Annotated in this window: 15 protein-coding genes; 10 read left to right on the forward strand and 5 right to left on the reverse strand. The window is 61.4% G+C overall.

What is annotated here, in order from left to right; all coding sequences use genetic code 11:
• A partial coding sequence (locus ACB037_RS19465) for a hypothetical protein (RefSeq protein WP_371175784.1) occupies positions 1-205 on the forward strand: 205 nt, incomplete at its 5' end.
• Positions 206-393: 188 nt separating this feature from the next.
• Here the strand turns inward: ACB037_RS19465 and hemG are convergent.
• From hemG to pepQ, 4 genes are read right to left on the reverse strand one after another with little or no spacing between them, the layout of a single operon-like run.
• Positions 394-918, reverse strand: coding sequence for a menaquinone-dependent protoporphyrinogen IX dehydrogenase (gene hemG, locus ACB037_RS19470; protein WP_029313439.1), 525 nt, complete (start codon positions 916-918; stop codon positions 394-396).
• Between the two features lie 7 nt (positions 919-925).
• Positions 926-2,383, reverse strand: coding sequence for a TrkH family potassium uptake protein (locus ACB037_RS19475; protein WP_048209300.1), 1,458 nt, complete (start codon positions 2,381-2,383; stop codon positions 926-928).
• A 36-nt stretch (positions 2,384-2,419) separates the two neighbouring features.
• Positions 2,420-3,037 carry a YigZ family protein gene (locus tag ACB037_RS19480; RefSeq protein WP_239052737.1) on the reverse strand — a complete coding sequence of 206 codons (618 nt, stop codon included), beginning with the start codon at positions 3,035-3,037 and terminating at the stop codon, positions 2,420-2,422.
• On the reverse strand, positions 3,037-4,359 hold the full coding sequence (gene pepQ / locus ACB037_RS19485; RefSeq protein ID WP_371175785.1) for a Xaa-Pro dipeptidase: 1,323 nt from the start codon (positions 4,357-4,359) through the stop codon (positions 3,037-3,039). Before pepQ ends, ACB037_RS19480 begins: the two co-directional genes overlap by 1 nt.
• Before the next feature lie 196 nt (positions 4,360-4,555).
• On the opposite strand from pepQ, the gene ACB037_RS19490 reads away from it, so the two are divergent.
• The 6 genes from ACB037_RS19490 (at position 4,556) to ACB037_RS19515 (ending at position 13,919) form a co-directional block, all read left to right on the forward strand.
• The gene (locus ACB037_RS19490) at positions 4,556-6,493 is read left to right on the forward strand and encodes an acetoacetate--CoA ligase (protein WP_371175786.1); all 1,938 of its coding nucleotides are present in this window, start codon (positions 4,556-4,558) and stop codon (positions 6,491-6,493) included.
• Positions 6,494-6,697: 204 nt separating this feature from the next.
• Positions 6,698-8,845: a fatty acid oxidation complex subunit alpha FadB gene (fadB, locus tag ACB037_RS19495; protein ID WP_371175787.1), complete on the forward strand. Its 2,148-nt coding sequence runs from the start codon at positions 6,698-6,700 to the stop codon at positions 8,843-8,845.
• A 21-nt stretch (positions 8,846-8,866) separates the two neighbouring features.
• Positions 8,867-10,030, forward strand: coding sequence for an acetyl-CoA C-acyltransferase FadA (gene fadA / locus ACB037_RS19500; protein WP_010672414.1), 1,164 nt, complete (start codon positions 8,867-8,869; stop codon positions 10,028-10,030).
• 347 nt (positions 10,031-10,377) lie between these two features.
• On the forward strand, positions 10,378-11,100 hold the full coding sequence (locus tag ACB037_RS19505) for a response regulator (protein ID WP_010672413.1): 723 nt from the start codon (positions 10,378-10,380) through the stop codon (positions 11,098-11,100).
• A gap of 113 nt (positions 11,101-11,213) precedes the next feature.
• Positions 11,214-12,659, forward strand: a complete 1,446-nt coding sequence (locus tag ACB037_RS19510) for an ATP-binding protein (protein ID WP_010672412.1) — start codon at positions 11,214-11,216, stop codon at positions 12,657-12,659.
• A 3-nt stretch (positions 12,660-12,662) separates the two neighbouring features.
• The gene (locus ACB037_RS19515; RefSeq protein WP_202043461.1) at positions 12,663-13,919 is read left to right on the forward strand and encodes an ABC transporter substrate-binding protein; all 1,257 of its coding nucleotides are present in this window, start codon (positions 12,663-12,665) and stop codon (positions 13,917-13,919) included.
• A gap of 44 nt (positions 13,920-13,963) precedes the next feature.
• Here the strand turns inward: ACB037_RS19515 and ACB037_RS19520 are convergent, their stop codons facing one another.
• Positions 13,964-14,155: a hypothetical protein gene (locus ACB037_RS19520; protein WP_010672410.1), complete on the reverse strand. Its 192-nt coding sequence runs from the start codon at positions 14,153-14,155 to the stop codon at positions 13,964-13,966.
• 391 nt (positions 14,156-14,546) lie between these two features.
• On the opposite strand from ACB037_RS19520, the gene tusA reads away from it, so the two are divergent.
• Genes tusA through ACB037_RS19535 form a run of 3 tightly spaced genes read left to right on the forward strand, consistent with a single transcriptional unit; the run spans position 14,547 to position 15,276 of the window.
• Entirely contained in the window at positions 14,547-14,792 is a 246-nt protein-coding gene (tusA, locus tag ACB037_RS19525; protein WP_041214136.1) for a sulfurtransferase TusA, read from the forward strand.
• An 18-nt stretch (positions 14,793-14,810) separates the two neighbouring features.
• Entirely contained in the window at positions 14,811-15,158 is a 348-nt protein-coding gene (locus tag ACB037_RS19530; RefSeq protein WP_128297086.1) for a RidA family protein, read from the forward strand.
• Positions 15,159-15,168: 10 nt separating this feature from the next.
• Complete coding sequence (locus tag ACB037_RS19535; RefSeq protein ID WP_167826490.1) at positions 15,169-15,276, forward strand: endoribonuclease L-PSP; 108 nt, start codon at positions 15,169-15,171, stop codon at positions 15,274-15,276.
• Positions 15,277-15,384 lie beyond the last annotated feature (108 nt).

Genomic DNA, 15,384 nt, shown 5'->3' on the forward strand with positions numbered 1-15,384 from the left:
AACTTTCGTTGCTTTGGTCACTTCATCAGACATTGAAAATCAAAAATTGTTTTTGATGCTCGATGCTGTGAGTGCCCACACAGATTGCTTGATTCAAATTGTTAAAGAGCGTCACGCTTATCGCGTTGAGGAGGCGCATCTTACACTCCTCACTTCGAAAGTCAAGCGGTTGTTTTCGCTTTTCTTTCGGCGCCTACTTCGCTAGGAAGCTGGCTCATCAGTTCGGCGTGTTCCGCCGTGCTGGTAGGGGCGCATTATAGGGAGCAGCGCCGGGATGACAAGGGCTATTTTGCGAAAAATAGTCCTTTTTACCGTTTTGCGGCTCGAACGCCTACTTATCAAACAAAAAGCCCTGCTTACGCAGGGCTCTGGCCGCTTTGAATGACGTCACTGTTACTTTTTTGACCAAAACTCACGGGCAAAGCCGCGCACCTTGTCCCAGTCGGTGAATTCCAGATCCTTGCTGGTATCCGTGCTGCCCCCGGTAATCTTCATGATCAACTGAATGATACGGGTCTGCCACCAGTTGTAACGGGAGTACTGCAATGCCCCGGCAAACACCCCCAGAGTTTTAGGCTTCCAGGGAGAGAGGCGCAGAAACTTCTTCATGTAGGCGTTGGTCTGCGGCGTCTGCTTCTCGGGCTTGCGTGCCGTCAGGTTCACGCAGAAGAACGCCGCATTGGCTACTTCCAGCTGTTCATGATGTGCGTGTATGAAGCTGAGCAGGCTGGGGTGGAAGTTACCGTAGCGAATGGAAGCGCCAATCAACACCTTGGCATACTTGCTGAGGTTGCACATGGGCAGGGTGTGCAGGTCGTGCATCACCACTTCGCATCCTGATATTTCCTCCAGCATGACATCCACGATTTTCCGCGTTTGCCCGTCCCGGGAAGAATAAAGCACCAAAATCTTGTCCATACCAACCTCAACTACGCCAGAATGCAGGAGTAAACAGTACCAGAAGTGTGAAGATTTCCAATCGACCAAACAACATGGCCACGATTAATATCCACTGTGCAGTGGCCGAGATATTGCCGAAGTTGGCCGACACCTCCCCCAGACCCGGCCCCACGTTGGTGAATGCCGCAGCCACGGCGGAGAAGGCCGTCACTTCGTTCAGCCCCGTCATCAGCAGCAACAGCATGAAGATGAAGAACAGGATGATGTAGGTGGCAAAGTAGCCCCAGACCGCTTCCACGATCCGCTCCGGTACGGCGCGGCGTCCCAGCTTCAAGGTGTAGATGGCCCGCGGATGCACCAGCCGTTTGAGTTCACGCATCCCCTGCAGGAACAAGATCATGAAACGCATCACCTTGATGCCCCCCCCGGTACTGCCGGCGCAGCAGCCGATGAAGGCGGAGAACATCAACAGCATGGGCAGAAAGGAGGGCCACTCCGCATAGCTGGTCGTGCTGTAGCCGGTGGTCGTGCCCAGCGACACCGCCTGGAACAGACCGTGGTTGAGCGCCTCCTGCCAGGTGGCGTAATGACCGTGGAACAGCAGAGAGACGAAACAGATCAACACCAGCACGCACTGGATGCTCAGAAACACTTTGAGCTCCGAGTCCCGCAGATAGCTGCTCACGCGCACCGGCTTGTGGGCAAATACCATGAAGTGAAGCGCGAAGTTGACGCTCGCCAGCAACAGGAACACCACTGTGATCAGGTTGATGGCCGGGCTGTCGAAGAATCCGATGCTGGCGTCGTGGGTCGAGAACCCCCCAACCGACAAGGTGGAGAAGGAGTGGCAGATGGCATCGAACAACGTCATTCCCGCCATCCAGTACGCGAGAGCGCAGAGGGAGGTCAGCAACAGATAGATGAACCAGAGCGCCTTGGCCGTCTCGGCGATGCGCGGGGTCACCTTGTTGTCCTTGACGGGCCCCGGGATCTCGGCGCGATAGAGCTGCATACCCCCGATACCCAGCAGTGGCAGCACGGCCACCGCCAGCACGATGATCCCCATGCCACCGAGCCATTGCAGCAGCTGGCGGTAGAAGAGGAACGCCTTGGGCAGATTGTCCAGCCCGGTCAGCACCGTTGCACCCGTGGTAGTCAGGCCGGAAAACGACTCGAAAAATGCCTCCGAGACCGACATGTTCGGCACGTCGCTGATGATGAAGGGGACGGCACCCACGCTCCCCAGCACCACCCAGAACAGCACCACGATGAGGAAGCCTTCCTTGGACCTGAGTTCCTTTTTCTGGTGGCGGTTGGGGAACCAGAGCAGCAGGCCGAGCAGGAGGGCTATGACGAAGGAGTTGACGAACTCGGTACCACCGCCATCACGATACCCAAAAGCGACCATCGCGGGCAGCAGCATGGTCGAACTGAACAGGGCAACCAGCAGACCGACGATACGAATGATGCTCAGAATCTGCATTCCGGCTCCCTCTTCAGACTAAAAGAGCGATGGATTCTAGCCATCTAAGGGACGAAGGGATACCCGACCCTGGGTCCGGTCGGTCAATTCCTGTGCGATACGGGCCCAGATCGCAGACTCCCACGCTACCTGAAGGGTGACGCTGGCACCATAATCGGCCACCAGCAACTGCCCTTGATGGGCAGAGATGAGGGACTCCACTGCCCCCATGTCGGTGTAGTCACACTGGATCACGGAAGAGGTCAGCTGACGCTTGATACAGGTTTCAAGTTGCTTGAGTGCTGCCCCCACACCACCGCCATAGGCCTTAACCAGGCCACCGGTCCCCAGCAGCACTCCACCGTAATAGCGCACCACCACGGCGGCGACTTCACCCAGACCGGCCCCCATCAACTGGGCCAGCATGGGTTTTCCCGCTGTGCCCGAGGGTTCGCCATCATCACTGAAACCATAAACCTGGCTGTCTTGCGGGGCGCCGGCGACAAAAGCCCAGCAGTGATGCCGGGCTCCCGGGTGTTGCTGTTTGATCTCGTCTATCCAGGCCTTGGCGGCCTCGACGGTCGGAGTGTGGGCGATGTAGGTAATGAAGCGGCTCTTCTTGATCTCTTCGCTCACCTCCAGTGGGGCTGCCGGTATGGGGTAATCCGTCGCCATCAGAGCCCTGCTTGTCTGGTCAGGTTCTCCACCCCGTTGGCATGCAGCACCACGTTGTCCTCGATGCGAATGCCACCATAGGGACGCAGCGCCTCCACCTTGTTCCAGTTGACCCGCTTGCCCTGCTCACCCTGGCGCAGCGGCTCCAGCAGGCTGTCGATGAAGTAGAGACCCGGCTCGATGGTGAACACCTGGCCCACTTCCATCACCCGAGTGCAGCGCAGATAAGGGAACTGCTCGGGGGCCGCCAGGTGGGTGCCGCGCTCATCCTGCATGAAGCCGCCGACATCGTGTACCTGCAGGCCGAGGAAGTGGCCGAGACCGTGGGGGAAGAAGACATTGGTCACCCCGGTGTGGATCATCTCGTCCACCGACATGTCTACCAGTTCGGTGGCTTGCAGCAGGCGCGCCAGCCTGTGGTGCATCTGCAGGTGCAGCTCACTGTAGCGGCGGCCCGGCTTGATCTCGTCGACGATCTCCTGTTGCTGTGCATCCAGCGCTGCGATCAGATCGGCGAACTCACCGCGGCGCCAGGCCCAGGTCCGGGTAATGTCGGAGGCATAACCGTGCACGTCCACACCGGCATCGATGAGGAAGGAGTAACGCTCCGCATCCGGCACCCGCTGGGTGGAGAGATGGGTGTAGTGCAGGATGGCCGCATTGCGGTTGATGGCAACAATGTTGCCGTAGGGCGCCTCATTGGCCCCCTGTCCGACCGCCTTCATGTAGGCTAGGTTGATCTCGAACTCGCTCGCCCCCGCCATGAAGGAGTCCTTGGCCGCGATGTGGCCGCGCACGCCGATGCGGTTGGCATCGCGAAGACATTCCAGCTCATAGGGCGTCTTGTAGGCACGGTGGTAGTGCAGGTAGTTGAGGACCGCCTCCGGATTGGGCTGGCCCAGTCCCAGCAGCTCGGCCACTTCCAGATGGCCGCCCAGATAGGCCCACTCCTGCTTGTTGGCCGGCAGGTGATCGGCAACCTGCTCCGGGCGAGTCAGGAAGCGAATGTCGAAGAAGTCGACCCAGAAGGCGTTGGGCAATTCCGCCACCTTGTGCCAGAAGTCCACCGGCCGGTAGAACAGCAGCACCGGCTTGCTCACGCCATCCACCAGCAACCAGCAGTGAGGGTTGTCCAGCACCGGCAGCCAGGCCTTGAACTGGGGATTCACCTTGAAGGGATAATCCTGGTCATCGAGGAAGATACGATGAGTCTGGCCGGAGTGGATAGCGAGACCGCCAAGACCCTGTTGTTGCAGGATGTCGCGGGTACGCTGCTGAAGGCTGTCGAGATGCTGGGCAAAAAGTTGGCTGTAACTGCTCATGGCGTCCTGCTCCGGGCGAATGTGACTTCAGCATAACATCAAGCGAATCAAGGCTCGAGCCACCCGGCTTTCGCTTCGTGAGGTAACGCATAGGTTACAGGCTTTTTGTTATGAAGATAAAACAGACAATTAACAAACAAAGAACAATTCAATACACTGCCCACAGACAGTAGATATCAGCCGTCAGGAACGACTCATGCAAACCCTTTGTCTGTGGACACCGGATCAGGACAGGATGCAGCACTCCAACCTCCACCAGTTCATGGCCGAGGTCAATCACTTCCATGGTCTGCAACTGCGCAGCTATGCCGACCTGTATCAATGGTCGGTGGAGAAGACCACCCGCTTCTGGCCCCTAGTGTGGCAGCACTGCGGCGTCAAGGGCGAGCTTGGCAACATTGTGGCGGAGAACCGCCAGGATATGCAGCGCGCCCGCTGGTTCCCCGACAGCCAGCTCAACTTCGCCGAGAACCTGCTGCGCCGTCAGGATGAGAGCCCGGCCATCATCTCCCGCATCGAAGGGGGTCCAAGCCGGACCCTGAGCTGGCATGAGCTGGCAGATCAGGTCGCCCGCCTGGCCCAGTGGCTGCGTGGCCAGGGAATCGGCCGGGGTGATGTGGTCGCAGCCTACCTGCCCAATATCCCGGAAACCGTGGTAGCCATGCTGGCAACCACCAGCCTCGGCGCGATCTGGACCTCCACCAGTCCCGATTTTGGCGAGGCCAGCGTGGTGGAGCGCTTCGGCCAGACCCGTCCCAGGGTGCTGTTCGCGGTGGATGGCTACCGCTACGGCGGCAAGGCTATCGACATTCAGGACAAAGTGGCGGGGGTCGTCAGCCAGATCGACAGCATTGAGCAGACGGTCATGATCCCCTTGCTGGGCCACCCCCTGCAGCTTGGCCACGACTGGCGCCAGATCCTGGCCGGTCAGCCGGATGCCAGCCTGCAGTTCGAGCCCATGGCTTTCAATGACCCGCTCTATATCCTCTACTCCTCCGGCACCACCGGCAAACCCAAGTGCATCGTGCACGGCATTGGCGGCACCCTGCTGCAACACCTGAAAGAGCACCAGCTGCACTGCGACATCAAGCCGGGGGAGCGCATCTTCTACTTCACCACCTGTGGCTGGATGATGTGGAACTGGCTGGTGAGCGCCCTCGCCTCCGGCGCCACCCTGGTGCTCTACGATGGTTCCCCCTTCTACCCGGATGGCAACGTGCTGTGGGATCTGGCACGGGACGAAGAGGTCGCCCTGTTCGGCACCTCGGCCAAGTATCTCGATGCGCTGCACAAGCAGGGTTATGCCCCCATCAAGACCCACGACTTGCCGCACTTGCGGCTGATCTGCAGCACCGGATCCGTGCTGTCGCCGGAGGGGTTTGACTACGTTTACCAGCAGATAAAGCAGGATGTGCAGCTCAGCTCCATCTCTGGCGGCACCGACATCTGCTCCTGCTTCGTCATCGGCAACCCCTTGAGCCCCGTCTATCGCGGCGAGAGCCAGGGGCGCGGCCTTGGTCTCGCGGTGCAGGTATTCAACGAGGCGGGCCAGCCGGTGCTGGGGGAAAAGGGCGAGTTGGTCTGCACCAAGCCTTTCCCGGCACAGCCCATCTACTTCTGGGGTGACGAGAACGGCGACAAATACCACGCCGCCTACTTCGAGCGGTTCGACAACATCTGGTGCCACGGGGACTGGATCGAGCTGACCCCGACCGGCGGCATTCTGTTCTACGGCCGCTCCGACGCGACCCTCAACCCGGGCGGCGTGCGCATCGGCACCAGCGAGATCTACCGCTATGTGGAACAACTCGATGAGGTGGAAGAGAGCATCGTCATCGGCCAGCAATGGAAACAGGACGAGCGGGTGGTGCTGTTCGTCAAGCTCAAGGCGGGTTGCAAGCTGGACGACGGGCTGCGTGAGCGGATTTGCCAGCAGATCAAGCGACACTGCACCGCCCGTCATGTTCCTGCCCGCATCCTGCAGGTGGATGCCATCCCCCGCACCAAGTCCGGCAAGATAGTGGAGCTGGCGGTGCGGGAAGTGGTACACAACCGCCCCGTCAACAACACCCACGCCCTCGCCGATCCCGAGGTCTTGAACCAGTATCGCAACCGGCCGGAACTGGCTAGCTGATACCACGCTCATCTCCATCGGAGGCGCCGCAAGGCGCCTCTTTTTTACCCGTTTTGTGATGAAGAGCTTTTACTCGATAACTGTTAAACAAATGTTTTAAATAGGTGTTGAAAATGTCTCCTTTTGGATCAATAGTGAGCCTCGCCCCCTGCTGGGGATAAAGGAGCACCATTCCCCACAGAGTGGGAACAAGGAGACACTCTCATGATCTACCAAGGCGAAACCCTGACGGTCAGCTACCTCGAAGACGGCATTGCCGAGCTGAGGTTCGATGCCCCGGGTTCAGTCAACAAGCTGGATCGCGCTACCCTGCTCTCCCTGAGCGAAGCGATCGCCGCATTACAGCAACAAGCCGATTTGAAGGGTCTGATCCTCACCTCCGGCAAAGACGCTTTCATCGTCGGCGCCGACATCACCGAATTCCTGGAACTGTTCGATCTGCCGCAAGAAGACCTGCTCGGCTGGCTGAAAAAGGCCAACGACATCTTCAACGCCATCGAAGATCTGCCCGTGCCAACCCTCTCTGCCATCAAGGGTCACGCCCTGGGTGGCGGCTGCGAGACTATTCTCTCCACCGATTTCCGCCTGGCTGATACCAGCGCCAAAATCGGCCTGCCCGAGACCAAGCTCGGCATCATGCCGGGCTTTGGCGGCACTGTCCGTCTGCCGCGGGTGATCGGTGCCGACAACGCGCTGGAGTGGATCACCACCGGCAAGGATTACCGTGCCGATGACGCCCTCAAGGTGGGCGCCATCGACGCCGTGGTCGCCCCGGACGCGCTGCACAGCGCCGCCGTGCAGATGATCAAGGACGCGGTCAAGGGCAAGCTGGACTGGCAGGGCCGCCGTGCCGCCAAGAAAGCCCCGCTGCGCCTCTCCAAACTGGAAGCCATGATGAGCTTCACCACCGCCGCCGGCATGGTTGCCGCCGTGGCGGGCAAACACTATCCGGCCCCCATGGCCGCCGTGAAGACGGTGGAAGCCGCCGCCGGCATGGGCCGTGATGAAGCGCTGGCCGCCGAGGCCGCCACCTTCATCAAGCTGGCGAAAACCGACGTGGCCAAGGCGCTGGTCGGTATCTTCTTGAACGATCAACACATCAAGGCGCTGGCCAAGAAGGCCGCCAAGCAGGCGAGCAAGGCCACCGGCCATGCCGCCGTGCTGGGTGCCGGCATCATGGGGGGCGGCATCGCCTACCAGTCTGCCAGCAAAGGCATCCCGGCGGTGATGAAGGACATCAACGAGAAGGCGCTGGCACTTGGCATGAATGAGGCCACCAAGCTGCTCAACGGCCAGCTCGAGCGCGGTCGCATCGACGGCATCAAGATGGGCCAGGTGCTCTCCGCCATCACGCCGACCCTCAGCTATGACAACGTCAAGCATGTGGACGTGGTGGTCGAAGCCGTGGTCGAGAACCCGAAAGTGAAGGCGGCCGTGCTGAGTGAAGTGGAAGGGATCATCGGCGAAGACGCCGTGCTCGCCAGCAACACCTCCACCATCCCCATCTCCCTGCTGGCCAAGGGACTGAAGCGCCCCGAGAATTTCTGCGGCATGCACTTCTTCAACCCGGTGCACCGCATGCCACTGGTGGAGATCATCCGCGGCGAGCAAACCTCCGATGAAACCATCAACCGCGTGGTGGCCTACGCCGCCGCCATGGGCAAGTCCCCGGTCGTGGTCAACGACTGCCCCGGCTTCTTCGTGAACCGCGTGCTGTTCCCCTACTTCTTCGGCTTCAACAAGCTGGTCGCCGATGGCGCCGACTTCGCCGCCGTCGACAAGGTGATGGAGAAGGAGTTTGGCTGGCCCATGGGCCCCGCCTACCTGCTGGACGTGGTCGGCATCGACACCGGCCACCACGCCGGTGACGTGATGGCGCAGGGCTTCCCGGCACGCATGAGCAAAGAAGGCCGCACCGCCATCGACGTAATGTATGACGCCAGCCGCTTCGGCCAGAAGAACGGCAAGGGTTTCTACGCCTACGAGCAGGACAAGAAGGGCAAGCCGAAGAAGGTGGCCGACGCCGCCAGCTACGAGCTGCTGGCCCCCATCGCCAAGCCGAAGCAGGACTTTGACAAGGAAGCCATCATCGCCCGCATGATGATCCCGATGATCAACGAGGTGGTGCTCTGCCTGGAAGAGGGCATTGTCGCCACACCAGCCGAAGCCGACATCGCGCTGGTCTACGGTCTGGGCTTCCCTCCCTTCCGCGGCGGCGTGTTCCGCTATCTGGACACTATCGGCCTGGATCGCTACGTGGCCATGGCCGACCAGTATGCCGATTTGGGCCCGCTCTACCGCGTCAGCGACAAGCTGCGCGAGATGGCTGCCCAGGGCAAAACCTTCTACTGATTGCGGAAAGGAGATCCATTCATGAAAGACGTAGTCATTGTCGACTGTATCCGGACCCCCATGGGCCGGTCCAAGGGCGGCGCCTTCCGCAACGTGCGTGCAGAAGACTTGTCCGCGCACCTGATGAAATCCATCCTGCTGCGCAACCCCAACCTCGACCCGAACGAGATCGAGGATATCTACTGGGGCTGCGTGCAGCAGACCCTGGAGCAGGGCTTCAACATCGCCCGTAACGCCGCCCTGCTGGCCGGCATTCCGAAACAGGTTGGGGCGGTCACCGTCAACCGCCTGTGCGGATCCTCCATGCAGGCGCTGCACGACGCCTCCCGCGCCATTCAGGTGGGTGACGGCGATATCTTCATCATCGGTGGCGTCGAGCACATGGGCCACGTGCCCATGAGCCACGGGGTGGACTTCCACCCCGGCATGGCCAAGTCGGTGGCAAAAGCCTCCGGCATGATGGGGCTGACCGCCGAGATGCTCGGCAAGCTGCACGGCATCAGCCGTCAACAGCAGGACGAGTTTGCGGCCCGCTCCCACCGCCGTGCCCACGCCGCCACCGTGGAAGGGCGTTTTGCCAAGGAGATCGTCGGGCTGGAAGGGCACGACGCCAGCGGCGCCCGCTTCTTCTACGACTATGACGAGGTGATCCGCCCCGAGACCACGGTCGAGACGCTGAGCCAGCTGCGCCCGGTGTTCGACCCGGTCAACGGTACCGTCACCGCCGGCACCTCCTCGGCCCTGTCCGATGGCGCCGCCGCCATGCTGGTGATGAGTGCGGACCGTGCAAAGGCCCTCGGCCTCACGCCCCGCGCCAGGGTGCGCGCCATGGCCATCGCCGGCTGTGACGCCGCCATCATGGGTTACGGCCCGGTGCCGGCCACCCAGAAAGCGCTCAAGCGAGCCGGGCTGACCGTCGGCGACATCGACCTCTTCGAGCTGAACGAGGCGTTTGCCGCCCAGTCCCTCCCCTGCGTGAAGGATCTGGGTCTGCAAGACCTGGTGGATGAGAAGGTGAACCTCAACGGTGGCGCCATCGCCCTGGGTCACCCGCTCGGCTGCTCCGGTGCCCGCATCTCCACCACCCTGATCAACCTGATGGAAGAGAAGGACGCCACCCTGGGAGTCGCCACCATGTGCATCGGCCTGGGTCAGGGCATCGCCACCGTGTTCGAACGGGTGTAAGTGAATCGCCCCTGACTGCTCACCGGTCAGGGACGCCGCCTCGGGGCGGCAACAACAGACAGAAGGCGGCCCTGCTTCCCGGCACAGCGGCCCCATCACGAATACCGGGTCGGCCTGCCGACCCTGCTGTCGAGTCTGTGGAACGCGCCACACGGGGTGCGCTCCTGCCGTCGGAATCTGCGTGTTGGCCGGCCCGTTTGGGTCGGCCTTTTTTATTCTTTTCCCGCGATCGGGGCCAATCCTGAGGCTATATTGCCCATAACTTCACATTAGAGGGGGGGCTTGCTTGCTTTTTGCTCCCCCGACAGGTTCAATCTGCACAAAAAAATGGGTGGATGCACATACATATGTCAACGAGCAAACAACTGCTTATCGTCGACGACGATCGGGAGATCCGCGAGCTGCTCAACGAGTACCTGACCCGGGCTGGTTTCGAGGTACTGACCGCGGCCGAAGGGAACGAGATGCGCCAACAACTGGCCCAGCACAGCCCGGACCTCATCATTCTGGACATCATGATGCCCGGCGACGACGGCTTTACCCTCTGCCAGCAGATCCGCCGCGACTCCCAGGTACCCATCATCATGCTCACCGCCGCCTCCGACGAGGCTGACCGGGTGATCGGTCTGGAACTTGGCGCCGACGACTACATCGCCAAGCCGTTCAGCCCGCGCGAACTGCAGGCCCGCATCAAGGCGCTGCTGCGCCGCGCCGAATTCCGCCAGCCGGAGAAAGAGAAGGAACCGAGCCGTCGGCTGCGCTTCGCCGAGTGGACCCTGGACACCCTGAGCCACCAGCTGACCCACGAAGATGGCAGCCTGCTGGATCTCTCCGGCAGCGATGCCCTGCTGCTCGGCATGTTCCTGCAGCAGCCCGGCGTGGTGCTGGACCGGGATACCATCTCGGACGCCACCCGCGGTCGCGAGAGCCTGCCCATGGAGCGCGGTATCGATGTGCAAATCAGCCGCCTGCGCCAGAAGCTGGGTGACAACGGCAAGAGCCCGCGCATCATCAAGACCATTCGCGGCAGCGGCTACATGCTGATCGCCGAAGTCCACGAGATCCCGTAACAGACAGACGCTACGGCGAGACCTTGAACGGGCAGAAGAGAAACCCATCACGGGGCAACGGCAAGGCACAGAGGTAAGCACCCCATGCTGATCGACAAGAGACACACGCTGCCATGACGGGGCAGAAGTTCTGGCGGGCCCTGGTGCCCCGCTCCCTGCTGTCGCGGATGCTGCTGCTGTTGCTGCTCGCCATCCTGCTCTCCCAGACCATCCTCACCGGCATCTGGATGCAGCAGATCCAGAAGCGGGAGCTGGAGGGCATGCTCAGCACCACCCGCAACCTGGCGCTGTCGGCGGCTTCCACCGTCAACTTCTTCAAGTCCCTGCCCCTGCAATACCGCCACATTGCCCTGGATCAGCTGCGCAACATGGGGGGCAGCCGCTTCTTCGTCTCCTTGAACGAGGAAGAGATCCACATCAGCGCCATCCCCGACAGCGAGCGCAAGACGCTGGTGCTCAAAGAGGTGCAGGAGGTGCTCAGCCGCAAGCTCTCCGACGCCATGGCGATCAAGGTGGACTTCTCCCGCCCCGAGGAGCTGCACGTCTTCAACAACGACACCCTGCTGGCGGATCTCCCCTCCTCCTGGGCCCGCTACACCCTGTCCCTGGAGCCCATCAATCCGCCGGTGCTGGTGACCCAGATCGAGATAGAACCGGGGGAGTGGCTCTATCTGGCGGCCCTGCTGCCCGCCCCCTACATGACGCTGGATGACACCGTGATGCCGAGCAACCAAGTGCGTTTCATCGCCCTGATGACGGTCTTCCTCTGCTTCTTCACCTTCATGCTGGTGCGCTGGCAGACCCGCCCCCTGCGTCGCCTCGCCAAGGCGGCGGTCAACCTCGGCAAGGACATCGACCAGCCGTCCCTCAAAGAGGAGGGTGCCTCCGAAATCGTGGCGGCGACCCGCGCCTTCAACATCATGCAGCAGCGCATTCGCCGCTTCATCGATGACAGGGAGCGCCTCTTCAGCTCCATCTCCCACGACCTCAAGACCCCCATCACCCGGCTGCGACTACGGGTCGAACTGCTGGACGACGAGGTGCAGATCGCCAAGTTCAACAAGGACCTGGACGAGCTGGAGCTGATGGTCAAAGGGGCGCTGCAGACGGTCAAAGAGACGGACATTCACGAGAACCTCGAGCAGATCGACGTCAACGCCCTGCTGGAGCAGATGGCGGAGGCCATGAACCTGCACGAGGATCTGCTCACCATCGAGGGCCACTGCAAGTGGCCCTATCGCGGCAAGCTGCTGGCCCTCAAGCGCTGCATCGGCAACCTGGTGGACAACGGCATCAAGTACGGCCAGAAGGTGCGCATCATCATCATGGATGACGAGGAGATGCTGATCCTCTTCATCATGGACGAGGGGCCCGGTCTGCCGGACGATCAGTTCGAGCGCATCTTCGAGCCCTACTACCGCCTCAGCACCGATGCCGCCGGCACCGGGCTGGGCCTTGGCATCGCCCGCAACATAGCCCACGCCCACGGCGGCGACCTGGTGCTGGAAAATCGCCCCCAGGGCGGCCTGCAGGCCACCCTCTCCCTACCAAGGCAGTAATGTATGAAGTGGTTGTCTTTTTCTGTCATCGCCCTGCTCTCCCTGCCCGTCTGCGCCTCCCAGGTGGAGGTATTGCACTGGTGGACCTCCGGCGGCGAGGCCAGGGCCGTGGAAGTGCTCAAGTCCGAGTGGGCCGAACAGGGCAACCAGTGGAACGACTTCGCGGTACAGGGCGGGGGCGGCAAGAGCGCCATGACGGTGCTCAAGAGCCGGGCCCTGGCGGCAAACCCGCCGGAGGCGGCCCACCTCAAGGGGTTCGAGCTGCACGAGTGGGGCAGCCTGGGCTTTCTGCGCGATCTCACCCCCATGGCCGAGCATCTCGGCTGGTACCCTCAGCTGCCCCCCATGGTGCGCGACACACTCAGCCAGAACGGCGCCCTGATGGCGGTCCCCACCGGCATCCACCGGGTCAACTGGCTGTGGCTCAACCGCAAGGTATTCGAGCGACAGGGGCTCAAGCCCCCCACCGACTGGGCCCAGTTCGTGGCGGTGGCGGACAAGCTCAAGGAGCAGGGCATCACCCCCCTCGCCATCGGTAACGAACCCTGGCAGATCGCGGTGCTGTTCGAAACGGTGGCCCTCGGCGAAGGGGGCAAGACCTTCTATCGCAAGGCCTTCCTCGAACAGGACAGCGCCACCCTGACCGGCCCCGACATGGTGCGGGTGCTGACTCGCTTTCAGCAATTGCGCGCCTATGTGCCCGAGAAATACGCCGGTCTGAAGTGGCACCAGGCCACCAACCTGCTGGAGAGCGGCGGCGCGGCCATGCAGGTGATGGGGGACTGGGTGAAAGGGGAGCTGAGCGCCGGCAACTACCGCCCCGGCGAGGATATCGAGTGCTTGCCAAGCCCGGGCAGCCAGGGGCTGTTCAGCTACAACCTCGACTCCATCGCCATGTTCAAGCAGCGGGATCCCGCCCAGTTGCAGGCCCAGGGCGAGCTGGCCAGGCTGTTGATGACACCGCGCTTCCAGGAAGCGTTCAACCGGGTGAAGGGCTCCATCCCGGCACTCATCAAGCCGGACATGAGCAAGTTCGATCGCTGCGCCATCCGCTCCTATCAGGACTTCCTCCACGCCGAGCAACAGGATAACCTGCTGCCCAGCATGGCGGAGGGGATGGCGGTGCCCACCAACATGCGCCAGGGGATCATGGATGTGCTGAGCAGCTTCTTCAACGACGCCAGGGCCAACCCCGAGCAGACGGCGCAGCAGTTGGAGCGCGCCATGCGCTCGACCCGTTCCGGCGCGGAGCAGAAATGACAAAGGCGGACATCGTCCGCCTTTGAGTGCCGAGAGCCAGGCTCTCAGGAGGGATCGTTCTCGTCCTCATCCTCGTCGTAGTAGTCGCTGAGCTCGATCCAGAGCCCCAGGCCTATCATCACCATGGAGCCGAACCAGGTACCGGTATTACCGATCGGGCTGCCCAGCACTATCATGGCGAACGACAAGAACCCCATGCCTGCGTAGGCTTGCAATCTGCCGTAGGAGACCTGCATATTCACACCTCCTTGTTGAATATGATTCAATTTTTATATTACTCATCGAGCGAAGCCTGGGTAGAGCTGGTTCACATTTTGGTAGCATATGCTGCATAACCGCCCCGTGGTTTGATTATTTTTTCGCCGTGAGTATCATTACTGGCCGAATTGGTTGAAGGTTGATTATTGATGAGTGCTTTATTCTGCGACGCAACGCACGAGTTGGACGCAATCGGGCTTCGTTGCCCCGAACCCGTGACGATAGCGCGCAAGAAGGTGCGGCTGAAGGTTGATTATTCATGAGTACTGAATTCTGCAATGCGACCCACGAGCTGGACGCAATCGGGCTTCGTTGCCCCGAACCCGTGACGATAGCGCGCAAGAAGGTGCGGCTGAAGGTTGATTATTCATGAGTACTGAATTCTGCAATGCGACCCACGAGCTGGACGCAATCGGGCTTCGTTGCCCCGAACCCGTGATGATGGTTCGCAAGAAAGTGCGGCTGATGGCTGACGGGGAGACCCTGCTGGTCAGCGCCGACGACCCCTCCACCACCCGCGACATCCCCAGCTTCTGCCGCTTCATGGACCACACCCTGGTCGCCAGCGAGACTGAGCAGGCCCCTTACCGCTACCTGATCCGCAAGGGTCAATAACCCCGTACCGGAGCAAACATGACATCCATTACCCGTATCGGGACCACCCAGCGCTGGTCTGATGTGGTCATCCACAACGGCACCCTCTACGTGGTGGAAGTGCCCGCCACCGAGACCGCCGACATCCACCAGCAGACCCGTGAAGTGCTGGAAAGCCTGCAGCGCCTGCTGGAAGCCAACGGTTCCGGCGTCGACAGGATCCTGATGGCCAACATCTATCTCAAGGACATTGAAGACATCGCCGCCTTCAACGCGCAGTGGGATGCCTGGATCCCGGCCGGCACAGCCCCGGTCCGCGCCTGCGTGCAGGCCCGCCTCGCCCACGAAGGCTACAGGGTAGAAGTGCAGCTGACTGCGGCTGTCTAAACAAAGCGGGATGCCTGGCTCCCCTGATGCAGACACCGCCCCCGTGCGCACCTGCGTGCAGGCCCGCCTCGCCCACGAAGGCTACAGGGTAGAAGTGCAGCTGACTGCGGCGGTCTAAACAAAGCGGGATGCCTGGCTCCCCTGATGCAGACACAGCCCCCGTTCGCGCCTGTGTACAGGCCCGTCTGGCCCACGAAGGCTACAAGGTGGAAGTGCAGCTCACAGC

It is taken from the genome of Aeromonas sp. S19(2024), from assembly GCF_041402625.1.
Classification (GTDB): Bacteria; Pseudomonadota; Gammaproteobacteria; order Enterobacterales; family Aeromonadaceae; genus Aeromonas; species Aeromonas caviae.